General features: G+C 67.4%; 25 protein-coding genes. 6 read left to right on the forward strand and 19 right to left on the reverse strand.

Annotated features, from left to right (window positions below; genetic code table 11):
* From AC3WRR_RS34115 to AC3WRR_RS34125, 3 genes are all read right to left on the reverse strand, one after another.
* Positions 1-254: acyl-CoA dehydrogenase family protein (locus AC3WRR_RS34115; RefSeq protein WP_492299403.1), on the reverse strand; the 254-nt coding region annotated here is incomplete at its 3' end.
* Between the two features lie 64 nt (positions 255-318).
* Positions 319-795 (reverse strand): PaaI family thioesterase, encoded by a 477-nt coding sequence (locus AC3WRR_RS34120; RefSeq protein ID WP_010812873.1) that lies wholly within the window; start codon positions 793-795, stop codon positions 319-321.
* Between the two features lie 127 nt (positions 796-922).
* Positions 923-1387 (reverse strand): MerR family transcriptional regulator, encoded by a 465-nt coding sequence (locus AC3WRR_RS34125; RefSeq protein WP_010812874.1) that lies wholly within the window; start codon positions 1385-1387, stop codon positions 923-925.
* 205 nt (positions 1388-1592) lie between these two features.
* Between AC3WRR_RS34125 and AC3WRR_RS34130 the strand changes: the two genes are divergently transcribed.
* A complete protein-coding gene (locus AC3WRR_RS34130; RefSeq protein WP_492299405.1) occupies positions 1593-2669 on the forward strand; it encodes an MBL fold metallo-hydrolase in 1077 nt (358 codons plus the stop codon).
* A gap of 5 nt (positions 2670-2674) precedes the next feature.
* Here AC3WRR_RS34130 and AC3WRR_RS34135 read toward each other — a convergent pair whose 3' ends face one another.
* From AC3WRR_RS34135 to argS, 5 genes are all read right to left on the reverse strand, one after another.
* Complete coding sequence (locus AC3WRR_RS34135; protein WP_010812876.1) at positions 2675-3508, reverse strand: helical backbone metal receptor; 834 nt, start codon at positions 3506-3508, stop codon at positions 2675-2677.
* Positions 3509-3510: 2 nt separating this feature from the next.
* Positions 3511-4317, reverse strand: coding sequence for an SDR family oxidoreductase (locus AC3WRR_RS34140; RefSeq protein WP_011614377.1), 807 nt, complete (start codon positions 4315-4317; stop codon positions 3511-3513).
* 105 nt (positions 4318-4422) lie between these two features.
* On the reverse strand, positions 4423-5058 hold the full coding sequence (locus AC3WRR_RS34145) for a thiol:disulfide interchange protein DsbA/DsbL (RefSeq protein ID WP_011614376.1): 636 nt from the start codon (positions 5056-5058) through the stop codon (positions 4423-4425).
* 166 nt (positions 5059-5224) lie between these two features.
* Entirely contained in the window at positions 5225-5950 is a 726-nt protein-coding gene (locus AC3WRR_RS34150) for an SPOR domain-containing protein (protein WP_010812879.1), read from the reverse strand.
* Positions 5951-6066: 116 nt separating this feature from the next.
* On the reverse strand, positions 6067-7854 hold the full coding sequence (gene argS / locus AC3WRR_RS34155) for an arginine--tRNA ligase (RefSeq protein WP_492299407.1): 1788 nt from the start codon (positions 7852-7854) through the stop codon (positions 6067-6069).
* Between the two features lie 264 nt (positions 7855-8118).
* Between argS and AC3WRR_RS34160 the strand changes: the two genes are divergently transcribed.
* Complete coding sequence (locus AC3WRR_RS34160; RefSeq protein WP_010812881.1) at positions 8119-8439, forward strand: DUF1840 domain-containing protein; 321 nt, start codon at positions 8119-8121, stop codon at positions 8437-8439.
* Between the two features lie 176 nt (positions 8440-8615).
* Here the strand turns inward: AC3WRR_RS34160 and AC3WRR_RS34165 are convergent, their stop codons facing one another.
* Positions 8616-9044 (reverse strand): DUF883 family protein, encoded by a 429-nt coding sequence (locus AC3WRR_RS34165; RefSeq protein ID WP_010812882.1) that lies wholly within the window; start codon positions 9042-9044, stop codon positions 8616-8618.
* 52 nt (positions 9045-9096) lie between these two features.
* Positions 9097-9264, reverse strand: coding sequence for a DUF1328 domain-containing protein (locus AC3WRR_RS34170; protein ID WP_010812883.1), 168 nt, complete (start codon positions 9262-9264; stop codon positions 9097-9099).
* Positions 9265-9548: 284 nt separating this feature from the next.
* Between AC3WRR_RS34170 and AC3WRR_RS34175 the strand changes: the two genes are divergently transcribed.
* On the forward strand, positions 9549-10952 hold the full coding sequence (locus AC3WRR_RS34175; protein WP_010812884.1) for a sensor histidine kinase: 1404 nt from the start codon (positions 9549-9551) through the stop codon (positions 10950-10952).
* A 49-nt stretch (positions 10953-11001) separates the two neighbouring features.
* Here AC3WRR_RS34175 and AC3WRR_RS34180 read toward each other — a convergent pair whose 3' ends face one another.
* The 5 genes from AC3WRR_RS34180 to AC3WRR_RS34200 form a co-directional block, all read right to left on the reverse strand.
* Positions 11002-11409 (reverse strand): response regulator, encoded by a 408-nt coding sequence (locus tag AC3WRR_RS34180; protein ID WP_010812885.1) that lies wholly within the window; start codon positions 11407-11409, stop codon positions 11002-11004.
* A 45-nt stretch (positions 11410-11454) separates the two neighbouring features.
* Positions 11455-12087, reverse strand: coding sequence for a response regulator (locus AC3WRR_RS34185; protein ID WP_010812886.1), 633 nt, complete (start codon positions 12085-12087; stop codon positions 11455-11457).
* Between the two features lie 310 nt (positions 12088-12397).
* Positions 12398-12859, reverse strand: coding sequence for a hypothetical protein (locus AC3WRR_RS34190; RefSeq protein WP_010812887.1), 462 nt, complete (start codon positions 12857-12859; stop codon positions 12398-12400).
* Positions 12860-13122: 263 nt separating this feature from the next.
* The gene (gene metH / locus AC3WRR_RS34195) at positions 13123-15870 is read right to left on the reverse strand and encodes a methionine synthase (RefSeq protein ID WP_010812888.1); all 2748 of its coding nucleotides are present in this window, start codon (positions 15868-15870) and stop codon (positions 13123-13125) included.
* 17 nt (positions 15871-15887) lie between these two features.
* The gene (locus AC3WRR_RS34200) at positions 15888-16949 is read right to left on the reverse strand and encodes a homocysteine S-methyltransferase family protein (protein ID WP_010812889.1); all 1062 of its coding nucleotides are present in this window, start codon (positions 16947-16949) and stop codon (positions 15888-15890) included.
* A 230-nt stretch (positions 16950-17179) separates the two neighbouring features.
* Here AC3WRR_RS34200 and AC3WRR_RS34205 point away from each other — a divergent pair, with 230 nt between their 5' ends.
* Positions 17180-17572: a rhodanese-like domain-containing protein gene (locus tag AC3WRR_RS34205; protein WP_010812890.1), complete on the forward strand. Its 393-nt coding sequence runs from the start codon at positions 17180-17182 to the stop codon at positions 17570-17572.
* 72 nt (positions 17573-17644) lie between these two features.
* Here the strand turns inward: AC3WRR_RS34205 and AC3WRR_RS34210 are convergent, their stop codons facing one another.
* The 4 genes from AC3WRR_RS34210 to AC3WRR_RS34225 form a co-directional block, all read right to left on the reverse strand.
* Positions 17645-17902: a BTH_I0359 family protein gene (locus AC3WRR_RS34210; protein WP_010812891.1), complete on the reverse strand. Its 258-nt coding sequence runs from the start codon at positions 17900-17902 to the stop codon at positions 17645-17647.
* A gap of 225 nt (positions 17903-18127) precedes the next feature.
* A complete protein-coding gene (locus AC3WRR_RS34215) occupies positions 18128-18970 on the reverse strand; it encodes an alpha/beta fold hydrolase (RefSeq protein WP_010812892.1) in 843 nt (280 codons plus the stop codon).
* 51 nt (positions 18971-19021) lie between these two features.
* A complete protein-coding gene (locus tag AC3WRR_RS34220; RefSeq protein WP_492299409.1) occupies positions 19022-20113 on the reverse strand; it encodes a DUF3108 domain-containing protein in 1092 nt (363 codons plus the stop codon).
* On the reverse strand, positions 20073-20906 hold the full coding sequence (locus tag AC3WRR_RS34225; protein ID WP_010811511.1) for an IclR family transcriptional regulator: 834 nt from the start codon (positions 20904-20906) through the stop codon (positions 20073-20075). The genes AC3WRR_RS34220 and AC3WRR_RS34225 overlap by 41 nt, the downstream gene beginning before the upstream one ends.
* A gap of 179 nt (positions 20907-21085) precedes the next feature.
* Here AC3WRR_RS34225 and AC3WRR_RS34230 point away from each other — a divergent pair, with 179 nt between their 5' ends.
* Positions 21086-22084, forward strand: coding sequence for a Bug family tripartite tricarboxylate transporter substrate binding protein (locus tag AC3WRR_RS34230; RefSeq protein WP_011614371.1), 999 nt, complete (start codon positions 21086-21088; stop codon positions 22082-22084).
* 82 nt (positions 22085-22166) lie between these two features.
* Entirely contained in the window at positions 22167-23147 is a 981-nt protein-coding gene (locus AC3WRR_RS34235; RefSeq protein WP_010811509.1) for a fumarylacetoacetate hydrolase family protein, read from the forward strand.
* Positions 23148-23280 lie beyond the last annotated feature (133 nt).

Here is a 23280-nt window from a genome sequence, read left to right on the forward strand (position 1 = left end):
GCGCGGCTGATTTCTTCCATCGCGATCATGTGCGCCAGGTAGCCCATGTTGGCGCCGCCGTATTCCTCGGCCACGGTAATGCCCAGCACGCCCAGGTCGCCCATCTTCTTCCAGGCGTCCATCGGGAACTGGTCGGTGCGGTCGATCTCGCCGGCGCGCGGGGCCAGCTCGGCCTGGGCCCAGTCGCGCACGGAGTTGCGCAGCATCTCGATGTCTTCGCCCAGATCGAATTTCAGGCCTGGCAGTTCGGTCATGATGGTCTCCTGTTTGGAATCGGTATGTGTGTCGGGTTCCGGATGGATGGCCGGAGCCGTCAGTTCAGACGTGGCCCAGTGTCTTGACCACGCACAGCGTCATCAGCATGGTGGCCACCTGCTTGCGGCGGCTGTCCTGCTCGACATAGACATCGCCCTGTGCCACGATCAGCGTGCGCCCGGGCTTGAGGACCCGCCCCACCGCCACCAGGCGTTCGCCCTGGGCGGGAGACAGCAGGTTGATCTTGTACTCGGCGGTCAGACCCGCCTCATCTTCGCCCACCATCGTCAGCGCGGCGTAGCCGCAGGCGCTGTCTGCCAGCGCACCCACCACGCCGCCGTGGAAGAAGCCGTGCTGCTGGGTCACGCCGTCGGACCACGGCATGGCCAGCTCGACCTCGCCGCGGTCCACCCGCCGCAGGGTCGCGCCAAAGGTGGTCATCAGCCCCTGGCGGGAAAAGCTGGTGGCGATAGCGTCGGCGCGCGCGGCGGACAGCGATCCTGGTTCAGCGGGTACGGCACTGGCGTTGGATGACGTCATGGCGGAGTTCCGGTGTGTGAACGTTGGGTCGCCGGCAGCAACAGGCTGCGCGCGCTGTCCGGGTATTCTATTGACGTTTACGTAAACGTCAATCCCATCCGGCACGGATGCCGGTGGAAGTGGCGCTTCAGGCGACCGAGGTCCGGGCCGGCGCATCGCCGCCTTCCGTGGCCGGCTGCTGCTTGCCGGTCTGCGCGGCCAGCAAAGCCCTGCACTGGCGCTCATGCTGGTCGATCTCGGCCAGTTGCGCCTGCAGGTCTTCCATCTGCCGCTCAAGCGTGCGCCGGTGCGCCGCGAGCGAGTGCAGGAAGCGCTCCAGCTGCGGGGCTGTGTCGCGTGGTGACTCGTAGAGGTCAAGGATCTCGCGGATCTCATTGAGAGTAAGCCCCAACCTCTTGCCGCGCAGTGTCAGCTTCAGCCGGGTCCGTTCACGGCCGTTGTAGACCCGCTTGCGCCCGCCCGGCCCTTCGCGCTCCGGCGACAGCAGACCCTGGTCCTCGTAGAAACGGATGGCCCGGGGCGTGATGTCGAATTCACGCGCAAGGTCGGTGATGGTGTAGGTGGCGGAAGCCGCCGCTGGCGTCGCTGACATAGCCTGCCCAAAGAAAGTGAACGGTCGTTCGTTGTGAAGTCAAGTTTTCGCTTAAGATGGAAACGAACCCGTATGATTGACGTTTACGTTAGCGTCAACCAGATCGGCTGGCAACCGGTGCTTGCACGCCCTGCTCAATGCTTGGCGTGCCGGCAGAACGAGAAAGCCCGCGCCCCCGCGCCAGGCTTCGACCACGAGACTCCTCATGAACGCACTCGAACACCAGCTCCAATACCCGTTCGGCGACACCATGCCCGAGCCCGGCTCCAAGCAGGAAGTCGCCCCCGGCGTCTACTGGCTGCGCATGCCGCTGCCGTTTGCGCTCGACCATATCAACCTGTGGCTGCTGCGCGACCGCCTGGACGGCCGCGACGGCTGGACCATCATCGACTGCGGCATCACCAACGACATCATCAAGGGCCACTGGGAAACCATCTTCGCCAATGAGCTGGAAGGACTGCCGGTGGTGCGCGTGCTGGTGACGCACAGCCACCCCGACCACGTCGGCCTGGCGCACTGGCTGTGCAAGCGCTTCGGCGTGCGGCTGTGGATGAGCCTGGGCGACTACATGAGCGCGCGCGTGATGGGCAGCGGCACCGGTGCCGGCTCCAGCGCGGGCGGCGACGCCGCCGCCGCGCACTTCGCGCTGCACGGCCTGACCGATGCCGACAGCCAGGAAAAGCTGCGCGCGCGCAAGACCTACTACCCGTCGCTGGTGCCGGAGCTGCCGGCGCAGTACCGCCGCATGATGGAGGGCGACACGGTGCGGATCGGCACCGATGCGGCGACCTCGGCCTGGCGCGTGATCACCGGCTTCGGCCATTCGCCCGAGCATGTGGCACTGTACAACGCCGCCACCAATGTGCTGATCTCCGGCGACATGGTGCTGCCGCGCATCTCGACCAATGTCAGCGTGTTCGACATGGAGCCCGAAGGCAATTCGCTGCAGCTCTACCTGGATTCGCTCGGCAAGTACGAACCGCTGCCGCAGGACGTGCTGATCCTGCCCTCGCATGGCCGCCCCTTCCGCAACCTGCATACCCGCATCATGCAGCTGCGCGAGCACCATGCCGACCGCCTCGCCGAAACGCTCGAAGCCTGCGGCGAGAAGGCCTGCAGCGCGCACGACATCGTCAGCGTGATCTTCAAGCGCCAGTTCGACATCCACCAGATGACCTTCGCCATGGGCGAGTCGCTGGCCCACCTGCACTGCCTGTGGCACCGCGGCGAACTGGTGCGGGAAACCGGCGACGACGGCGTGATCCGCTTCCGCGCGGCCTGACTGGCCTAGTTGGCGGCCGCCAGTGCCGCCAGGTAGCGCACCCCGTCGATGGCGCGGCTGCCGTACCAGGACAGCATCTCGCCGTCGACCAGCAGCACCGGCTTGCCAAGCTGGCGCTCGAGCGCGTCGGCGTGGTCTTCGGTGAAACGGTAGGGCTCGGTCGACAGCAGCACCAGGTCGAGCTCGCGCACCAGCGCGTCGCTCCAGCGGAAGGTGGGATAGCGATCGCCAGGCGCGTTGGGGCGGCTGCAGTCGCCGCCCGCGCAGGCCTGCAATGCGGCACTGCCCTCGGGCCAGGTGTGCCAGTTGGCCAATGCCAGCATGCGGCTGATATAGGTATCGCGCGACACCGTCATCCACGGGTCCTGCCAGATCGCATACAGCACGCGGCGAGCCGGCCACGCGCGCACGCGGATGGCATCGAGCTGCACCTGCAGCGCCGTGCACAGCGCCTCGGCCTCGGCGTGGCAGCCGAAGATCCCGCCCAGCAGCTGGTACAGCCCCAGGTTGTCTTCCGGCGCGCACGGATGGGTGACGATCACATTGGGCACGAATGCGCGGATTTCGTCCACGGTCTCGCGCCGGTTCTCATCGATATTGACCACCACGTGCGTGGGTGCCAGCTCGCGCAGCCGCGCCACGTTCACGTCCTTGGTGCCGCCGACCTTGGGCACCGCGCGCACGGCCGGTTCCGGGTGGATGCAGAAGCCGGTGCGTGCCACCATCTGCCGGGCCATCCCGAGCGCGAACAGCAACTCAGTCACCGACGGCACCAGCGACGCGATCCGCACCACCCCGCTGGCGGCGGCATGCTGCTGGCCGATGGCGTCGCGCCACATGGTCAGGGCTCCTGCGGCGGGTCGGCGCGCCGCGGCTTGCGCGGGGCGCCCGCGGCCAGCGCATCGTAGAGCCAGCGCGGCATCACGTGCAGCAGCGCCGCCACCACGCCCATCGGCCACGGAATCACGCGGAAGCGCCGTCCTGCCGCGATTACCCGCACGGCCTTGCGCGCGAACACGTCGGCATCGGTCAGGAACGGCATGCGGTACGGGTTGTGCGCGGTCATCGGCGTGCGGATATAGCCGGGCGCGATCGTGACCACGCGGATGCCGTGCGCGCGCTGCTCCAGCCGCAGGCTTTCCAGCAGCTTGATCACCGCCGACTTGGACGCGCTGTAGGCGCCCGCGCCCGGCAGCCCGCGCACGCCGGCGACACTGGCAATGCCCACCAGCGTGCCGCGGCGCCCGAAGTGGCCGGGCTCGCGCTCCTGCATCGCATGCATGAACGGCTGGAAGGTGGTCAGCACGCCGAACCAGTTGGTATCCATCACCTGGCGGAAGGCGTCGAGGTCCTCGCGCTCGCTGGCGACGGTGCCGACCGAGACCCCGGCATTGGCGATCACCACGTCCGGGCAGCCGAAATGGCCGAGGAAGTCTCCAGCGGCACGCGCCATGGCGTCGGCATCGCGCACATCGGCGCCGTAGACGCGCACCGCGCCCGGGTTGGGCAGCGTGGCGACAAACTCGCGCAGCGCGTCCTCGCGGCGCGCCACCAGCCCGAGGATGGCGCCTTGCGACGCGTATTCGCGCGCGAGAGCCTGGCCCAGGCCGCTGGAGGCGCCGGTGAGGAAGACTTTGAGGGGACGCATGAAGGCAGGGTTGCAGTCTGAAAAAAAACGGCTGGTACAGGATACCAGCCGTTTGGCTTGCTACTGGTGTTGGATAACCCTCGGCTTGCGAAGGTCGCCAGCAGATTACATCTTCTTCGCCTTAACCTGATCCACCAGGTAATCCATGGTCTGGATCGCGCCCTGCTTGTTGCCGGCAATCGACGGCGAGGTCACGTACTTGCCCTGCACCACCACGGTTGGCACGCCGTCGATCTTGTAGGCGTCGGCGATCTTGTTGGCGCGCTGCGAGTTGGTGGTCACCGTGAACGAGTTGTAGGCATCCAGGAAGGCCTTGCGGTCCACGCCGTTCTTGGCCATGAAGTCGGCGATCTCGTTGGGGTCCGTCATGCGCTTGCGGTCCACGTGGATGGCGTTGAAGACCTTGTTGTGCATGGCGTCGAGCTTGCCGATGGCTTCCAGCGCATAGAAGATCTTGGTGTGCGGCAGCAGGTCGTCACGGAACGCGACCGGCACGCGCTTGAAGACCACGTTGCCGCCCTGCTTCCTGACCCAGGCTTCCAGGTCCGGCTCGAAATCGTAGCAGTGCGGGCAGCCGTACCAGAAGAACTCGGTCACCTCGATCTTGCCCGCGGCGACCGGTTGGGCCGCCTTCAGGACCTGGTATTCCTTGCCCTCGGCGGGCGCCGCCCGGGACGGGGCGGACATCAGCAGGCCGCCCACGGCGGCGAACATGGCGAACAGTGCGGCGAGTTTTTTCATCTTGGTGCGGCCTTGCGGTTGGACGATGAGCGTATGACAGCGGCGGCGGCGTCCGGTTCAGCGAAACGCCGGCTGCTTCTGGTGACAACGTGTTGCGGCGGTTACCGGCGATTACTGCCAGTGCCGCCGGACACGACCGGAATAACGCCTGACCCTGCGGTCCGGCTTACTGCTTGGTGAAGCGGATCACCGAGGCCTCGAAGCCGGACGACTGCAGCCGGTCGCGTGCCTTGTTCATGTCTTCGATGCGGTTGAACGGCCCCAGGCGCACCCGGTACATCTTGACGCCGTTGACATCGCGCTCGGTGATCCGGGCTTCGAAGCCCTGCATCGCCAGGTTGGCCTTCTGGCGGTCGGCGTCGTCCGACGAGCGGAACGCGCCCACCTGCAGCAGGTAGCCCACCTTGTTGGCATCGGCCTGGGCGATCTCGGCGATCGGGTCGGCCACCGGCTTCTCGGCCGGCTTGCTGGCGACAGGCTTGTCAGCCGGCTTCTCCACGGGCTTTTCCACCGGCTTCTCGGCCGGACGGGCGACGGCCACCGGGGGTTGCTGGCCGTTCTGGCCATGCTGGCCGTTCTGCTTCGGTTCCGGCTCGGGCGCCTGGCCCACCGGCTTGGCCGGGGTCTTGCTCCACAGCGGCTTGTTGGGGTCGCTCGGGCCCTCGTCGGCGCGCTGGGCCGGCGGCGGCAGCTGGCTGGTGACATTGCCCGGCTCGCTCGGGCGCGGGGCACTCTTCTGCTGGAACGGGGTCGGCGACTTGGTGATGTACAGGGCGACCACCACGGCGATGGCCAGCCCGACGATCAGCCCGAGCACCAGGCCCAGGAACGTACCGCCGCGTTGCTGGTTGCGGCGGACATGGCGCGATTCGCGCTTGCGTTGCTGTTGCATGAAGTCCTCTTCGGTGATGCCGGGATTATAGGGCCAGCGCCGCCAACGGCAGCACTGGCATCGTCCCCGGGGCCGGATAGCCCCGTACCCCCGCGCGGGGGGCTCCGGACGCCTGCTTACATCCGGCGCGGGGCGGACACGCCGATCACCGCCAGGCCATTGCGCAGCACCTGGCGCGTGGCCGCCAGCAGCGCCAGCCGGGCGCGCTTGACGGCCTCGTCGTCAACCAGCACGCGGTCGGCGTTGTAGAAGGCGTGGAAGTCGCCGGCCAGGTCGCGCAGGTAGAAGGCGACCGCATGCGGCGCCAGCTCGGCGGCGGCGCCCGACAGCATGTCCGGGAACTCGGCCAGACGGCGGCCCAGCGCCTGCGCCTGGGCGCTGGCTTCGGGTCCGGTCACGGAGGACAGGTCGGCGCCGGCCAGCTCGGCCAGGCGGGCTTCCCAGTCCGCGCCGCCCCACGACTCGAAGATCGAGCAGATGCGGGCGTGGGCGTACTGCACGTAGTACACCGGGTTCTCGTCGTTCTGCTTGAGCGCCAGGTCGACATCGAAAACGAACTCGGTATCGGCCTTGCGCGACAGCAGGAAGAAGCGCACCGCGTCGCGGCCGCGGGTGAAGTGCTGCGGCCAGTCGGCCACGCCGGTATCCAGGCAGCCGCGGATGGTCTCGTCGCCGCCGTTGGACCATTCGATCAGGTCGCGCACGGTGACATAGGAGCCGGCGCGCTTGGAGATCTTGACCTCCTCGCCGTTCTTCATCACGGTGACCATCTTGTGCAGCACGTAGTCGGGATAGCCCTGCGGGATGCCCATGTCCAGGCCTTGCAGGCCGGCGCGCACGCGCGCGATGGTGCCGTGGTGGTCGCTGCCCTGCACGTTGATGACCTTGGTGAAGCCGCGCTCCCACTTGGTGGTGTGGTAGGCGACGTCCGGCACGAAGTACGTATAGGTGCCGTCGCTCTTCTTCATCACGCGGTCCTTGTCGTCGCCGTCGTCGGTGGTGCGCAGCCACAGCGCGCCCTCGCTCTCGTAGGTCTTGCCCTTGCCGACCAGCGACTGCACCGCGGCTTCGACACGGCCGTCGCTGTACAGCGACGACTCCAGGTAATAGCGGTCGAACTTGACGCCGAAGGCCTGCAGGTCGATGTCCTGCTCGTTGCGCAGGTAGGTGACGGCAAACTTGCGGATCGAGTCGATGTCCTCGACGTTGCCCGACGCGGTCACGGGCTCGCCGTCAGAAGCGCTGACGGTCTTGCCGGCCAGGAAGTCGGCGGCGATGTCGGCGATGTAGTCGCCGTTGTAGGCGGCCTCGGGCCAGCTGGCGTCGCCGGGCTTGAGGCCGCGCGCGCGCGCCTGCACCGACAGCGCCAGGGTCTGGATCTGCACGCCGGCGTCGTTGTAGTAGAACTCGCGGTGCACGTGCCAGCCCTGCCACGACAGCAGGTTGGCCAGCGCGTCGCCCAGTGCCGCCTGGCGGCCATGGCCGACGTGCAGCGGGCCGGTCGGGTTGGCCGAGACGAACTCCACCAGCACCTGGCCGTGCACGCCGCGCTCGCGCGCGCCGTAGTGGTCGCCCTCGGCCAGCACCGCGCGCAGCACGTCGGCCTTGGCGGCCGGGGTCAGGCGCAGGTTGATGAAGCCGGGGCCGGCAATCTCCATGGCCTGGACCAGGCCCTGCGCGCGCGTGTCGGCCTGCACGGCATCGACGATGCGCTGGGCCAGCTCGCGCGGATTGCTCTTGAGCGCGCGCGCGACCTGCATGGCGACGTTGCAGGCAAGGTCGCCGTGGGCGGCCACCTTGGGCCGCTCGAAGGTGACGGCGGGCAGGGTGGCATCGGCCGGGGCGAGCGCGCGCACCGCATCAGTGAACGCGGCGGCAAGATTGGAGGTCTGAACAGGCAGCATGGATGTCGGAAGCCCTGTGGGCAAGGTATTCAGGCACCGCCTTGGGCGGCGCCGTCGCCCGGAAGGCGGCAAGTGACGGCAAAGGAACAGTGAGCGCCGCGCCGCGCCGCGTGACAGGCATTGGAATCGGGAACGCCGAATTTTATCAGGTGCTATGCTGACATCATGCGCGAGGATGGCCCCGGGCCACAATCCGGGCCCAAAATCAGCGAGACTTCCCGCCCGCGGGAACGCCCCCGCCTCTCCGTGAAAGGAAAACACATCATGCTGATCACCTTCAAATCCCACGCCGCGCAGGACCTGATCATGATGAAGGATCTGGCGATGACGCTGCTGGGCATCATCGGCAAGCGCCTCGGGGAACGAGGGGTGATCACCGTGGAAGAGCTTCCAACCGCGATCCACAAGCTGGAAGCCGCGGTCGCCGATGCCAAGGCCCATCCCGCCAGCTCGGCCGTCGAAGCGGACACCGGCAACGACGAAGACGAGGAAGAACCGCTGCACCTGGGCCAGCGCGCCTACCCGTTCCTGGACATGCTGCGTGCCTCCCAGCGTGAGGGGGCCAATGTGATGTGGGGGGTGTGACGGGAACAGACACCCGCTTGCGTGCGGCACGATCGCCGCGCGCCTAAAAAAGCGCCCGGCACCGCAGTGGGCTGCCGGGCTTCCGGACGAGGATTCCGGAAAGGGGGATTCCCTTGCAGGACCCGCCCGGCGTGCCGGACGGGTCCCGGTATCGGTCTGGTGGCTGGGGGGCGGGCCTAATCCTCCTCTGAATGGCGCCGGCCATTGGCCAGCAGCAGCCCGATCAGCGCCCCCACGGCCGCCGCGATCGCCACCGCCTTCAGCGGCGACTCGGCCACGCGGTGCTGGGCGTGTTCCACCGCACCATCCATGCGCTCGCGGGCGCGCATCATGCCGTCGGTGGTCTGGGCGCGCAGCCGATGGGCCATGTCGGTGGCCCGCTCGCGCAGGCGCTGCCCGGCGCGCATGCTCTCGGCAGAGCCCTCGCGCGCCAGCACTTCGATGGTGTGCTCCAGCTGGGCGATCAGCGCCTTGACCTCGCCGGATACCGGCGCTGCCGCATCGCGCGTGTCGCGCGCGGCATGCCTGATATGGCGGATGGCACTGTCGGCACTGTCGGACAGGTGGTTCAGTTCCTTCCTGACTTTCGGGTTCTGCGTCAGCATACGGTCTCCTCAGTTTCGGTCGGCGGTGGGGAAAGACGGCTCGCGGCCGGTGTCATCGCCCCCTGCGGACCAGGCCCATCACCGCGGCGACCAGCGCCACGACCAGGAAGATGAAGAACAGGATCTTGGCGATTTCCACGGCGCCGGCGGCAATTCCGCCGAAGCCGAAGATCGCGGCGATCAGGGCGATGACGAAAAATACGAGTGCATATTGCAGCATGGCTAGGCTCCCGAAGCAATCGGACCACGCCAGGCGCACTGGCTGGGCCCATGTGAGGGCTTGCGCCAAGGGGTGCAAGCTCATAGCCTCATCGTAGAAAGCCAGCCCGCGCACCAATACTGACAGCGAGCCGATTCCGCTGTCAGCCGAGTCCTACACGCACCCGGACGACGCCCGCGCGGGCCCGGCTTCAAGGTTGACCCATGGCGATCGATGTGATTCCATGGGCGCTCCCTGGCGCTGCGGCGGGCGAGCGGCGCGCCTTCACTAAACAGGAATTGCCCATGTTCAAGCAGTCCTTTCTCCCCCACACGCTGCTGCTGGCGGGCGGCATCCTGCTGACGCTGGCGGTGCTGGTGGCGTCGGAAACCGGCAATATCCGCCTGCGCGAAAGCTATACCGACGTGATCCGCTCGCAGCGCGTGCAGACCGAGCTGGCCGCGCTCAACGGCGAGCTGGTCAATGCCGAGGCCGGCCAGCGCGGCTTCCTGCTGACCGGCAAGGAAAGCTACCTTGAGCCGTACTACAAGGCCCTGCCGCGCATCGCCGAACTGATGGCGCAGATCCGCGCCGGCTATGCCAACGATCCCGAAGGCCTGAAACAGTTCAGCGACACCTCCAAGCTGATCAACAGCAAGCTCAACGAGATGGCGCTGACGCTGGTTTACGGCAAGCGCGACCTGGAAGTGGCGCTGGACCTGATCCGCACCGACTACGGCAAAGAGACCATGGACAATGCGCGCCGCGGCCTGGACCAGCTGCAGGCGCGCGAGGCCGGCGCGGTCTCGCACCGGCTGGAAGGCGCCGAGAACGACGTGCAGCTGTCGCGCTACGGCATCGGCCTGCTTACCGCCATCAACATCACCCTGATGATGGCGGTGGGCGTGGGCCACGCCAAGCGCCTGTCGATGGCTGAGGCGGTGCGCACCCAGCTGGAAGAGGAAGGCGTGCGGCTGGACCGCAAGGTGCGCGCACGCACGCGCCAGCTGTCGGCGCTGGCCGCCCACCTGCAGCGCGTGACCGAGGACGAGAAGACACGCCTGGCGCGCGAGCTGCACGATGAACTGGGCGCCATCCTGACCGCGATCAAGCTGGATCTGCACTGGGTGCGCCGCAAGGTGCAGGAGGACCATCCGGTGGCGGCCGAGCGGCTGACGCGCGTGATGCTGCACGTGGACCAGGGCATCCAGATCAAGCGCCGCCTGATCGAAGACCTGCGCCCCACGGTGCTGCTGAACCTGGGCCTGCGCGCGGCGGTCTGCCAGCTGGTCGAGGAAGTGGGCGCGCGCAATGACTGGGAGACCGATGTCAGCGTGCCCGAGGACCTGCCTCCACTGCGCGACGAGGCCGCGATCGCGCTATACCGGATCGTGCAGGAATCGCTGACCAATGCCAGCAAGTACTCTGAAGCCAGGCACATCGATGTCAGCCTGGCCTGCCAGGACAACCTGCTGACGCTGACCGTGCGCGACGACGGCAAGGGCCTGCCGGCGGACTTCGACGCCGGCAGCACCGCCGGCCACCACGGGCTGCTGGGCATGGAGCAGCGCGTTACCGCGCTGGGCGGCAGCATGCAGATCGATTCCTCGACGCAGGCGGGCGTGCGCATCCGCATCGAGGTGCCGCTGACGGAAGCGGTGCTGGCACCGGCGGAGGCGCCGGAAAATCAGGAGCCGGCGCGCGCCTGACGCGCACCGGCAGGCAGGGAATGATGAGGGAACGAGGGGCTGGCCCGGCTCAGGGCGCCGGCGCCGCGTGCTCCTCGATCACGCGGAACACCTGCTCGAGCTCGAGCGACTTGTCGAAGAAGTAGTCCGCGCCGGCCTCGGCGCACTGGCGGCGGTACATGCTGACCTGGGCGTGGTTGGTGTAGACGATGCGCACCGCGCCGGTGCCGATGCGCTGCATCGCGCGCAGCACATTGATGCCGTTGCCCTGGCGCAGCTGCAGGTCGACGATGACCACATCGTACTTGCCGGCGGCGAGCAGCCGCAGGGCCATGGCTTCGGTATCGGCCCAGTCCACGTTCTCGATGAACGGGAAATCCTTCAGGTATTCGAGCAGCATGCCTCGCAGGACCGCCGAGTCTTCAATCAGCAGTATGCTCAGCGCCCGGTAGGAAGTGTTCGAAGCCTGCTCCGACATGTTATGTATTGCTGGTCCTCGTCCGGTGCGGCCCATCGTGGGCTGTTATTCGACCAGGCCGTTCTTGATGGCGTAATAGGTCAGGTCAGCGTTGGTCTTCATGCCCATTTTCTCGAGAATGCGCGAACGATAGGTACTGACGGTCTTGACGCTGAGAAACAGTTCGTCGGCAATCACCGACACCGACTGCCCCCGCGACAGCTTGCAGAAGATCTGGAACTCGCGCTCCGACAGCATCTGGTGCACCGGCTGCTCGGTCGGCTTGTCGAGCCCGCCGATCAGCAGGTCGGCCACGGTGGCGCTCACGTAGCGGCGGCCCTGGGCCACCGTGCGGATGGCCTTGACCAGGTCGTCCGGGGCGCTTTCCTTGGTCAGGTAGCCAGAAGCGCCGGCACGGATCAGGTTGATCGCGTACTGGTCTTCCGGGTAGGTCGACAGGATCAGGACCGGCAATTCGGGCTTGCGCTGACGGATCAGCTTGAGCACGTCGATGCCGTTGCGGTCGGGCATCGAGATGTCCAGGACCAGCACGTCGAACTCGGCATCGCGCAACTGCGCCATGACCTGGTCGCCGCTTCCGGCCTCGCCTGTCACCTGGATGTCGGGCTCTTCGGAAAGGAACTGGCGCAGCCCGGCACGCACAATCTCGTGATCGTCAGCGATCAGGATGCGGATCATGTGGGCTCCACTGGGTTGAACAGACCGGCACATGCCCGGTGCAGTCGGGTGCAGGCGGAACCGCCTGCGTTGATGTCATTGTAGTGCCGGGCGCGGGCGCGGGCTGTCGGTGTCAGGCTGACATTAGGCGGGGCCAGCGCCCCCTAGGCACACTGATCGCGCACAAACGCAAAGCGGGACGGATGCGATCCGTCCCGCTTTGCTGCGGCGCATCAGGGCTGAAACACCCTGGAGGGCCCTGGCGCCGCCGGCGCCGGTAAAAGGCCGGGCTAGTAGCTGGTTGCCAGTGACTGTGGACTAGCGCGCCAGGTTACTGCGCCTTGGCACCCGCTGCGGCACCGGCGCTCACATCCACGCTCGCGTCGGCCTTCGACTTCTTGCCCGACTTGGTGGCGTGCTTGCCGTGCTTGGCCTTGGTGCCGGCGTCTGCCGCGGCGCCGCCGGTGGCGTCGGCAGCAGTGCCGACACTCTTGTCGACCGCAGCGCCGGCGGTCGACAGACCCTTGTCAGCCGCCGAACCTGCTGCCGACAGGCCCTTGCTGGTCGCCGCGCCCGCAGTCGACAGACCCTTTTCGGCTGCGCCTGCGGCACCCGTGGCAGCGCTGCCGGCAGTGTTCAGGCCGCCCTGCGCTGCAGCGGCGGGAGAGGGGGTGGTCACCGATGCGCCGACATCGGCCTTCGTGCCAACGGAAACGCCGGTGCCTTGGGCCATGGCCAGCGAGGAAGCGGCAGCGATCGACAGAGCGGAGAGGGAGAGCAGCAGTTTCTTCATGGACAGACTCCTTTCAGGATGCCCCGCGGCGAAACATTCGCCGCGGTGATCACGCTGGTGATTGCGTGTATCGAGCCCTCAGTCTAGGGAGCCGGACTGCGCCGGTCTGTGAGGAGTTGAAAGGCTCTGTAAGGAGTTGTGAGGCGCCTGGCACGCCGCTCCGGCACGGCTTTGCCGGCCGCCTGCGGCGGTTTTCCCTGTTGCATCAACGGGCTGGCGGCGGGGCGATGCAGCCGCCCCTGCCGCCCTGCCGTCGCACCCAGTTACAGGTTGGGCGCCAGCGCGCGCTCCAGCGTGGCGCGGTCCTCGTGGCGGCGCGCCGCCATGTCGTCGAGCTGGTCCTGGCCGATCTTGCCGATGGAGAAGTAGGTCGACTGCGGATGCGCCAGGTAGAAGCCGCTCACCGATGCGGCCGGCGTCATCGCCAGCGACTCGGTGATGCCCATGCCGATCTCGGCCGCGTCGAGGAACTCGAACATCGGGCCCTTGACGGTGTGCTCCGGGCACGCCGGGTAGCCAGGCGCCGGGCGGATGCCGCGGTACGACTCGGCGATCAGCTGCTCGTTGCTGAGCTGCTCGCCGGCGTCATAACCCCACAAGTCCTTGCGCACGCGTTCGTGCAGGCACTCGGCAAAGCCTTCGGCGAAGCGGTCGGCCAGTGCCTTGAGCATGATCGCGCTGTAGTCGTCATGGTCGGCTTCGAACTGGGCTTCCTTCTTCTCCACGCCCAGGCCCGCGGTGACCGCGAACAGGCCGACGTAGTCGGCGATGCCGCTGTCCTTGGGCGCGACAAAATCCGCCAGGCAACGGTTGGGGCGGCGCACGCCATCGACCACCGGGCGCTCGCTCTGCTGGCGCAGGTTGTGCCAGGTCAGCGCGACCTTGCTGCGGGTTTCGTCGGTGTAGATCTCGATATCGTCGTCGTTGACGGTGTTGGCCGGCAGCAGCGCGATCACGCCGTTGGCGGTCAGCCAGCGTCCCTGGATCAGGCGCGACAGCATGGCCTTGCCGTCCGAGAACACCTTGCGTGCCGACTCGCCGACGATCTCGTCGTTGAGGATGTCGGGGAATTTGCCGGCCAGGTCCCAGGTCTGGAAGAACGGGCCCCAGTCGATGTAGTTGGCCAGTTCCGCCAGGTCGTAGTTGCGGAACACGCGCCGGCCGATGAACTTGGGCTTCGGCGGCACGTAGCTGCTCCAGTCGATCGGGGTCTTGTTGGCGCGCGCCTGCGCCAGCGTCACCATCGGCGTCGCCTTCTTGTTGGCGTGCTGGGTGCGGATGCGGTCGTAGTCGGTCTTCAGCTCGTCCAGGTACTTGGCCGCGCCTTCATCCGACAGCAGGCTCGAGGCCACGCTCACCGAGCGCGAGGCGTCCGGCACGTACACCACCGGGCCTTCGTAATTGGGCGCGATCTTGACCGCGGTATGCACGCGCGACGTAGTGGCGCCGCCGATCAGCAGCGGGATCTTCTTCACGCGGAAGTAGTCGTCGCGCTGCATTTCCGAGGCCACGTAGGCCATCTCTTCGAGCGACGGCGTGATCAGGCCCGACAGCCCGACGATGTCCGCGCCCTCGACCTTGGCGCGGGCCAGGATCTCGTTGCACGGGACCATCACACCCATGTTGACCACTTCGAAGTTATTGCACTGGAGCACCACCGACACGATGTTCTTGCCGATGTCGTGCACGTCGCCCTTCACCGTCGCGATCACGATCTTGCCGCGCGCCTTGACGTCGCCGCCGGCCTCGGCCAGCAGGCGCTTCTCTTCCTCGATGTAGGGCAGCAGGTGCGCCACCGCCTGCTTCATCACGCGCGCGCTCTTGACCACCTGCGGCAGGAACATCTTGCCCGCGCCGAACAGGTCGCCGACGATGTTCATGCCGTCCATCAGCGGGCCTTCGATCACCTCGATCGGGCGGCCGCCGCGCGCCTCGACCTGCTGGCGGACCTCTTCGGTGTCTTCGACGATGAAGGTGGTGATGCCATGCACCAGTGCATGCGCCAGGCGCTCGCCCACCGGCACCGGCTGCTCGGGCGTGCCGCGCCAGGCCAGGTTCTCTTCCTTCTTCGCGCCGCCGCCCTTGAAGCGGTCCGCGATCTCCAGCAGGCGGTCGGTGGAATCTTCGCGGCGGTTCAGGACCACGTCTTCCACGCGCTCGCGCAGCTCGGGATCGAGCTGGTCATACACGCCGAGCTGACCGGCGTTGACGATGCCCATGTCCATGCCCGCGCCGATGGCGTGGTACAGGAACACGGTGTGGATCGCCTCGCGCACCGTGTCGTTGCCGCGGAACGAGAACGACACGTTGGACACGCCGCCGCTGACCTTGGCGTACGGCAGGTTCTGCTTGATCCAGCGCGTGGCCTCGATGAAGTCCACCGCGTAGTTGTTGTGCTCCTCGATGCCGGTCGCGACCGCGAAGATGTTCGGGTCGAAGATGATGTCTTCCGGCGGGAAGCCGACGTCATTGACCAGGATGTCGTAGCTGCGCTTGCAGATCTCGGTCTTGCGCTCGAAGGTGTCGGCCTGGCCTTTCTCGTCGAAGGCCATCACCACCGAGGCGGCGCCATAGCGGCGGATCAGCGCGGCGTGGTGGCGGAACTGTTCCTCGCCCTCCTTGAGCGAGATCGAGTTGACCACGGGCTTGCCCTGCACGCACTGCAGGCCGGCCTCGATCACTTCCCACTTGGACGAGTCGATCATGATCGGCACGCGTGCAATGTCCGGCTCCGAGGCGATCAGGTTCAGGAAGCGAACCATGGCGGCCTTCGAGTCCAGCATGGCCTCGTCCATGTTGATGTCGATGATCTGCGCGCCATTCTCGACCTGCTGGCGGGCCACCGCCAGCGCCTCGTCGAACTGGCCGTTCAGGATCATGCGCGCGAAGGCCTTGGAGCCGGTCACGTTGGTGCGCTCGCCGACGTTGACGAACAACGTGTCGTCGTCGATGGTGAAGGGCTCGAGGCCGGACAGGCGCATCGGGCGCGGGGGCAGTTGCTTGTCGGTCATGTTGTCGGGCTCCGGGCTCAGGCAGCGTCGCGGTACTGGCCGGGCCAGGTGCGGGGGGTCTTGTTGGCCACGCGCTGGGCGATCGCGGCAATATGCTCGGGCGTGGTGCCGCAGCAGCCGCCCACCAGGTTCACCAGCCCGGAGGCGGCGAACTCTTCCACCAGCGACGAGGTGACCTCGGGCGTTTCGTCAAAGCCCGTGTCGCTCATCGGGTTCGGCAAACCCGCGTTCGGGTAGCACGACACCGCCGCGTCGCAGATCTTGGCCAGCTCGGCGATATACGGGCGCATCAGCGTGGCGCCCAGCGCGCAGTTCAGCCCGAAGGTGATCGGGCGGGCGTGGCGCAGGCTGTTCCAGAACGCTTCCACGGTCTGGCCCGACAGGATCCGGCCCGAGGCATCGGTCACCGTGCCGGAGATCATCACCGGCAGGCGTTCGCCGGTGTCCTCGAACAGCTGGTCGATGGCGAACAGCGCCGCCTTGGCGTTAAGCGTGTCGAAGATGGTCTCGACCAGGAACACGTCGGCGCCGCCTTCCAGCAGGCCCTTGCCCTGTTCGTAGTAGGAATCGCGCAGCTCTTCGAAGGTCACGTTGCGCGCGCCCGGGTCGTTCACGTCGGGCGAGATGCTGGCGGTCTTGGGCGTCGGGCCGAAGGCGCCGGCGACAAAGCGCGGCTTCTCCGGCGTGCTGTACTTGTCGCAGGCGGCGCGCGCCAGGCGCGCGGCCTCGACGTTCATCTCGTACGCCAGGTCCGCCATCTTGTAGTCTTCCTGCGCCACGCCGGTGGCACCGAAGGTATTGGTCTCGATCAGGTCGGCGCCGGCGGCCAGGTACTGCTCATGGATCTCGCTGATGACCTGCGGGCGCGTCAGCAGCAGCAGCTCGTTGTTGCCCTTGACGTCCACCTTGTGTTCCGCGAAGCGTGCGCCGCGGTAGTCCGCCTCGGTCAGCTTGTAGCGCTGGATCATGGTGCCCATGGCGCCATCCAGGATCAGAATGCGTTCTTGCAGCAGCCGGGGCAACTCGGCAGCCCGGGTGTAGGGGCGCGGCGCGGCCGCGGTGGATTCAGGGGCACTCATGGCGGGGACTCTGGAAAGGCGGGCCTGCGGCGTATCCATGGCTGGATCGGCGCCGGGCCGCTGCTGTGGCCTATGCTGGCCAAAGAGGGACGATTTTATCAGGTGTATCAAGGCCTTGCGGCTGCCCGCGATGACCCGCGGTTGCCTGTCCGGCCCGCTGGCGCCTACACTGAGAGACGTAACCGTCACCGCCCCGGGGTCGCTTCGTGCTGCCCCCTTCCCTGCCCGCCATGCAACATCTCTCCCCCGCCGACGCCCAGGACCTGCTGGCGCAATCGCCCGAGACGCTCTTTATCGACTGCCGCAGCGAGATGGAATACCTGTTCGTCGGTCATCCGAAGGGCGCGCACAACGTACCCTGGAACGATGGCCCGGACTGGGAGGTCAACCCGCATTTCGTGCAGATGGTGAAGAAACTGGCGGGCCAGGCATCGGCGCGGCCGGTGCTGCTGATCTGCCGCAGCGGCAACCGCTCGTCGGCGGCGGCGCGGGCACTGGAGGGCGCGGGCTTCTCCAACGTCCAGTTCGTGCTGCACGGCTTCGAGGGCGACCTCGATGCGCAGCGCCACCGCAATACGGTCAACGGCTGGCGCCATGACGGGCTGCCGTGGGAACAATACTGAGCGCGGCCCGCAGCGCCCGCCACCAACAAAAAAGCCCGCCGAAGCGGGCGTGATCGTTCCAGGCAAAGCCGCTCAGTGCATCACCAGCGGGTGCATCATGACGTTGTCGAACTTGCCGAGAAAATCGTCGACTTCCTCCACGGAGGGCTCGCTTTCAATCAGGCGTTTGACATCGGCGCGGAAGCTCTCGGCCAGATGGCCGCCGAGGAAGATTTCGCGCTTCAGGTTCTTGTCGACGATTTCATAGCCACCAAACTCAAGCGGCGCCTGATCGACATCCGCACCAAACTCCACGATGCAGTAGTTGTCGCTGTTGTAGATCATTTGCATGGCACACCTCCTGGGCGTCATGGATGGGCGGCATGCCCTTGTGGTTCTTGCCTCAGTTGATGCCTTGAGGGGGCGCCGCGGCTTTACCTCCAAACTTGGGGTGACCGGCGGGAAATCAAGTTATTGGTGCGGGTCACCTCGTTGCCACGATTTTCTGCCTTACATGAATTGGGCATCGGCCAATGCAACAAGTTTCTTGAGCCTTCCACATCAGTGTGTTGCTTGTCACGGAACGTCGCACTGCCCCCCGCATGCGGCATTCCCGAGAAAGGCGTCCAGCGCGGCGTGGAAGCGCTCGGGCTGCTCCACGTGCACCAGGTGCGCCGCTTGCGGCACGACCTCGAGCCTGGCTCCGGGAATCGCCGCGGCGATGCTCTGCGCCATCGCCACGGTTGCGCCCTGGTCCTGCTCGCCCGCTACTACCAGCGTAGGACAATGAATGCGGGAAAGCGCGCCGGCAAGGTCAAAAGCCATGATTGCCCCGGCCACACCCACGTATCCACGTACCGGCGTGGCCACCAGACTGTCGCGAATGCGCGACACCTGGTCGCGATGCGCCTCATGGAAGGCCGGCGTCAGCCAGCGCCCGAGGGTGGCATCGGCCATCCCGGCCATGCCATGGGCCTCGGCCTGGCCGATGCGGTTGTGCCACATCGGGTGCGCCTCCATCGGGGTCTGGCTGTTGGTGGCCACCAGCGCCAGCGACAGCAGCCGTTCGGGATGGCGCAGCCCCATGGTCTGCCCGATCATACCGCCCACGGAAATCCCGCAGAAATGCGCCTGGGGGATCTGCAGCGCGTCCATCACCGCGACCACGTCGTCGGCCAGCCGCGTCATGGTGTAGGGCCCGAGCGGGGCGTCGCTGGCGCCGTGGCCGCGCATGTCAGGGCGCACCACGCGATAGCGGCGCGCCAGGTGCTGCGCGGTGGCATCCCACAGCGTGTGGTCGGCAGCCAGGGCGTGGGCCAGTATCACCCAGGGCCCGTCCGCCCCGTCCACGCGCACGTGCAGGTCGGCGCCTTCGGCGTGGATGCGGTGGGTTTCGGCAGGTGGCGTGGCAACGGTCATGGCTGGGCTCCTTTCGGTTGGATGATGCGTCGGGAGGCGCGCGCCGCGGTCCTACTGCCCTTCCCTGCCGCGGTACACGAGGTCGATCTGGGTGCCGTCGGGCTCGGTCTGGCGCAGGCGCACCGGCATCCAGCCGAGCGACTGCGCCAGCCACAGCTCGACGCGGCGCCGGTCATTGGCACGGCGCTGCAGCCTCACAAAGTGCTTTGCTCGTATCACGCCGTTGCCGGTGTCGATCTCGTCCTCTCCAACATACTGCACTTGCATGGGTTCCACATCCCGCGTGTCGGCCACGAGGAACGCTTCCGTCACTCCGGGGGTGGCATATCGCTGGGGATTGCCGCGCACCAGCCCCACCAGCTGCAGGAATACGCTGAAGCGGTCCTGCGCGCCGGGCGGGAACAGCGCCTGCGTGCCCGAGGCAAATACCGCGGTGCCGGCCGCGGCATCGAACCGCGAGGTCTCGGTCTTGTTGCGGCGGCGCTCTTCGTAGCGTTCCGGCAACAGTCCCTGCACCGCCATCGCGCCGCCGCTCTGGAAGGCAAAGCGGAACCACAGCACGCGGGTTTCGACCGCCAGCCGGTAGCGGCTGCCGTCCTGCTCCCAGCGGATCAGGCCGTCGGGGTTCTGCACGCCGTTGACGAAGCTGGCGTAGTGCATCGTCGCCGATGGCGGCGGGTCGTAGCGCACGCCATCGACGCCGCCCTGCGGCCCGCCGGACGGCGCGGCAGCGGCGGCAGGCCTGGCCGCGCTGCCCTCGCCGCCACTGCCCGACGCCATCTCGGTCGCGCCCTGCGGGCTGGTGGCGAGCGGGGGAGCGGGGGCTTCCTGCGGCGCGGGTTCCGGGGCCGGCGCGGCCGCCCTGGGCTGCGGGCGCGGGCGCGGCACCGGCCGCGGCGCGGGTGGGGCTGGCGGCCTGGGCGGCGGCAGCAGCACCGCTTCCAGCGTGGGCGTGTTGCTGACATCCACCGGGATCAGCGGCCCCGGCATGCGCACGAAGCCCACCACGGCCAGCACGTGGACCAGCAGCACCAGGGCGATCACGATGATCCAGCGCCGCCGGCGCCAGACGCGGGGATCCGCGCCGGGCCGGGCGTGGAGATCAGGATTGGCCGGTTTCTCCGGCCGGGGTGGCTGCACCAAGGTAGCCAAGTTCCGATGAGAGCTGTTGGGCGATGTCGCGGATGCGACGATCCATCGTACCGCCCCATTCTGCATCGAATATGCTCTGCGCGCCCAGCACGATCAGCCCCATGGCCAGGTGGCCGTTGGCATTGAACACCGGCATCGAGAACGCATTGATGCCCGGCAGCACGCCGCCGAGCGTGCGCGCCGCGCCATGCGCGCGCACCTCGGCGCAGATCGCGTCGTATTCGGCCAGCGAGCGCGGCATGTCGGGCAAGCCGTCATTGCCGCGAGCGCCCAGCTCGCGTTCGATCAGCGGCAGGGTCTGCTTGCGCGGCAGGTAGGCGCCGTACAGGCGCCCGGTGGCGGAGTTCAGCATCGGCATCACATCGCCCAGGCGCAGGCTGACGGTGACGGGATGGCTGGATTCCTCCCAGTGCACCACGGTGGGACCGTGGTTGCCCCACACGGCAATGCCGGCGGTCAGGTCCAGTTCGTCGCGCAGCTGCGACAGGATCGGGCGCGCCTTCTTGACCGGATCGAGGCGGTTCAGCCCGGCCAGGCCCAGCTGCAGCGCGAACGGGCCCAGGTCATAGCGCCCGCTGACGGGGTCCTGCGCCACCGCGCCCAGCCGCATGAAGCTGACCAGGTAGCGATGGGCCTTGGCCGGGTTCATGTCGGCGGCGGCGGCCAGGTCGCGCAGCATCATCGCGCGCGGCGACACCGCCAGCGCCTGCAGCAGCCTGAAGCCCACCTCGATGGACTGGATGCCGGAACGCAGCTTGGTGTCTTCTTCTTCGGTCTCTGACATGCGGCGGATGGTTTGCTCCCCGGGGGGCGGGGGAAATTCGTAGGTAAATTTACTATAGCGAAATCGATTTACCAATTTTTAAGCCATCGGTAGACTTTCTTCGCAACAGACCTGGCCGGCGACATGCCTCTCGTGCAAGCCCGCCCGAACCGGGCCCCTTTTTAACACGGAGACAACCGATGCGCCCCCTTGGCCACTTCCGCCCCGCCCTCGCCGCATTGACGGCCGGTACCCTGTTTGCTGCCCTGTTCACCGCCAGCGCCCCCGCGCGCGCCGATGACTGGCCGTCGCAGCCGATCCGCTGGGTCGTGCCCTATCCCGCCGGCGGCGGCACCGACGTGGTGGCGCGCACCGTGGCGCAGGCCATCACCCCGGGGCTGGGCAAGCAGGTGGTGATCGACAACCGCCCGGGCGCGGCCACCATCGTCGGCGCCGATGCCGTGGCGCATGCCAAGCCCGACGGCTACACCGTGCTGACCGCCGACACCGCCACGCTGGCCGCCAATCCGTCGCTGTACAAGAAGCTGCCGTACAACCCGGACAAGGACTTCGTCTACATCGGCCAGCTTGCGCGCTTCCCGCTGGTGCTGGTGGCCAATCCCAACTTCCCGGCGCGCACGCTCAAGGAAGTGGTCGCGTACGCGCAGAAGAACCCGGGCAAGGTCAATTTCGCCTCGCCGGGCGCGGGCAGCCCGCACCACCTGGCGATGGAACTGTTCATGGACCAGACCCGGGTCAAGATGACGCACGTGCCCTACAAGGGCGCGGCGCCGGCGGTGCAGGACCTGCTCGCGGGCCAGGTCGACCTGATGTTCCTGGACCTGGCCTCGGGCCAGCAGAACGTGCAGGCGGGCAAGCTGCGCGCGCTCGGCGTGGCCACGCCCAAGCGCCTTACCGTGTTGCCCGGCGTGCCGACCGTGGCCGAGGGCGGCGTGGCCGGCTTCGAGGCCTACGCCTGGCAAGGCATGGTGGCGCCGGCCGGCACGCCCAAGGCCGTGGTCACGCGCCTGAATGCCGAGCTGGTCAAGGCGCTGAAGACGCCCGAGGTGCAGAAGAAGCTGGAAGGCGTGGGCGTGGAGGCGGTCTACAGCACGCCCGAGGAATTCGCCAGCTACGCGCGCGCCGAGGGCGAGCGCTGGGGCAAGCTGATCAAGGCCAAGGGCATCACCGTCGACTGACTGGCGCGCGGGCAGGCCACGGTAGACTAGCGGCCAACGCGCCTGCGATGCAGGCGCCCCTGATCCCTACCCCATCGCACCCATGAAACTCGCAACCCTGAAGGACGGTTCGCGCGACGGCCAGCTGGTGGTCGTGTCGCGCGACCTGAAGCAAGCCCACTACGCCACCGACATCGCCGGCAAGCTGCAGACCGTGCTGGACGACTGGAATTTCTACGCGCCCCAGCTGCAGGACCTGTACGACGCGCTCAACGCCGGCCGCGCACGCCACCCGTTCGCGTTCGCCCCCAGGGACTGCATGGCACCGCTGCCGCGCGCCTACCAGTGGGCCGACGGCTCGGCCTATGTCAACCATGTGGAGCTAGTGCGCAAGGCGCGCGGCGCCGAGATGCCAGCCGAGTTCTGGACCGACCCGCTGATGTACCAGGGCGGCTCGGACGACTTCGTCGGGCCGCAGGACGATATCGTCTGCGCCAGCGAGGCCTTCGGCATCGACTTCGAGGCCGAGGTGGCCGTGATCACCGGCGACGTGAGGATGGGCGCCACGCCCGAGCAGGCCGGCGACGCCATCCGCCTGGTGATGCTGGCCAACGATGTCTCGCTGCGCAACCTGATCCCGGCCGAACTGGGCAAGGGCTTCGGCTTCTTCCAGAGCAAGCCCGCCACGGCGTTCTCGCCGGTGGCGGTGACGCCCGACGAACTCGGCGAAGCCTGGCGCGAGCGCAAGGTGCATCTGCCGATGACCGTGCACTGGAACAGCAAGAAGGTGGGCCAGCCCGACTGCGGCACTGACATGGTGTTCGATTTCGGCCAGCTGATCGCGCATATCTGCAAGACCCGCAACGTGCGCGCCGGCAGCATCGTGGGCTCGGGCACGATCTCCAACGTTGATCGCAAGAAGGGCTACTGCTGCATTGCCGAGAAGCGCATGCTGGAAACCATCGATGAAGGCAAGCCCGTGACCGAGTTCATGAAGTTCGGCGACGCGGTCAAGATCGAGATGTTCGACGCGCAGGGCCATTCGGTATTCGGCGCGATCGACCAGCTGGTGGCAGCGGCCTGACGCAGGTGGGGGCCGCTGGCTGCGGCGGCGAGCCGGATGTGCATATAATTAACCGACCGATCGGTTGGCAAATAACGATGCATGCGGCGCGCCGCTAACCCCTTCCTCTCAGGCCCCCAATGACTACCCCCAC

It is taken from the genome of Cupriavidus sp. FW305-3-2-15-C-LB2, from assembly GCF_058787575.1.

Excerpts from the sequence above, each read along its gene's own strand:
- AC3WRR_RS34120 (WP_010812873.1), bottom strand. The coding sequence starts at position 795 with ATGACGTCATCCAACGCCAGTGCCGTACCCGCTGAACCAGGATCGCTG.
- AC3WRR_RS34125 (WP_010812874.1), bottom strand. The coding sequence starts at position 1,387 with ATGTCAGCGACGCCAGCGGCGGCTTCCGCCACCTACACCATCACCGAC.
- AC3WRR_RS34130 (WP_492299405.1), top strand. The coding sequence starts at position 1,593 with ATGAACGCACTCGAACACCAGCTCCAATACCCGTTCGGCGACACCATG.
- AC3WRR_RS34135 (WP_010812876.1), bottom strand. The coding sequence starts at position 3,508 with ATGTGGCGCGACGCCATCGGCCAGCAGCATGCCGCCGCCAGCGGGGTG.
- AC3WRR_RS34140 (WP_011614377.1), bottom strand. The coding sequence starts at position 4,317 with ATGCGTCCCCTCAAAGTCTTCCTCACCGGCGCCTCCAGCGGCCTGGGC.
- AC3WRR_RS34145 (WP_011614376.1), bottom strand. The coding sequence starts at position 5,058 with ATGAAAAAACTCGCCGCACTGTTCGCCATGTTCGCCGCCGTGGGCGGC.
- AC3WRR_RS34150 (WP_010812879.1), bottom strand. The coding sequence starts at position 5,950 with ATGCAACAGCAACGCAAGCGCGAATCGCGCCATGTCCGCCGCAACCAG.
- argS (WP_492299407.1), bottom strand. The coding sequence starts at position 7,854 with ATGCTGCCTGTTCAGACCTCCAATCTTGCCGCCGCGTTCACTGATGCG.
- AC3WRR_RS34160 (WP_010812881.1), top strand. The coding sequence starts at position 8,119 with ATGCTGATCACCTTCAAATCCCACGCCGCGCAGGACCTGATCATGATG.
- AC3WRR_RS34165 (WP_010812882.1), bottom strand. The coding sequence starts at position 9,044 with ATGCTGACGCAGAACCCGAAAGTCAGGAAGGAACTGAACCACCTGTCC.
- AC3WRR_RS34170 (WP_010812883.1), bottom strand. The coding sequence starts at position 9,264 with ATGCTGCAATATGCACTCGTATTTTTCGTCATCGCCCTGATCGCCGCG.
- AC3WRR_RS34175 (WP_010812884.1), top strand. The coding sequence starts at position 9,549 with ATGTTCAAGCAGTCCTTTCTCCCCCACACGCTGCTGCTGGCGGGCGGC.
- AC3WRR_RS34180 (WP_010812885.1), bottom strand. The coding sequence starts at position 11,409 with ATGTCGGAGCAGGCTTCGAACACTTCCTACCGGGCGCTGAGCATACTG.
- AC3WRR_RS34185 (WP_010812886.1), bottom strand. The coding sequence starts at position 12,087 with ATGATCCGCATCCTGATCGCTGACGATCACGAGATTGTGCGTGCCGGG.
- AC3WRR_RS34190 (WP_010812887.1), bottom strand. The coding sequence starts at position 12,859 with ATGAAGAAACTGCTGCTCTCCCTCTCCGCTCTGTCGATCGCTGCCGCT.
- metH (WP_010812888.1), bottom strand. The coding sequence starts at position 15,870 with ATGACCGACAAGCAACTGCCCCCGCGCCCGATGCGCCTGTCCGGCCTC.
- AC3WRR_RS34200 (WP_010812889.1), bottom strand. The coding sequence starts at position 16,949 with ATGAGTGCCCCTGAATCCACCGCGGCCGCGCCGCGCCCCTACACCCGG.
- AC3WRR_RS34205 (WP_010812890.1), top strand. The coding sequence starts at position 17,180 with ATGCAACATCTCTCCCCCGCCGACGCCCAGGACCTGCTGGCGCAATCG.
- AC3WRR_RS34210 (WP_010812891.1), bottom strand. The coding sequence starts at position 17,902 with ATGCAAATGATCTACAACAGCGACAACTACTGCATCGTGGAGTTTGGT.
- AC3WRR_RS34215 (WP_010812892.1), bottom strand. The coding sequence starts at position 18,970 with ATGACCGTTGCCACGCCACCTGCCGAAACCCACCGCATCCACGCCGAA.
- AC3WRR_RS34225 (WP_010811511.1), bottom strand. The coding sequence starts at position 20,906 with ATGTCAGAGACCGAAGAAGAAGACACCAAGCTGCGTTCCGGCATCCAG.
- AC3WRR_RS34230 (WP_011614371.1), top strand. The coding sequence starts at position 21,086 with ATGCGCCCCCTTGGCCACTTCCGCCCCGCCCTCGCCGCATTGACGGCC.
- AC3WRR_RS34235 (WP_010811509.1), top strand. The coding sequence starts at position 22,167 with ATGAAACTCGCAACCCTGAAGGACGGTTCGCGCGACGGCCAGCTGGTG.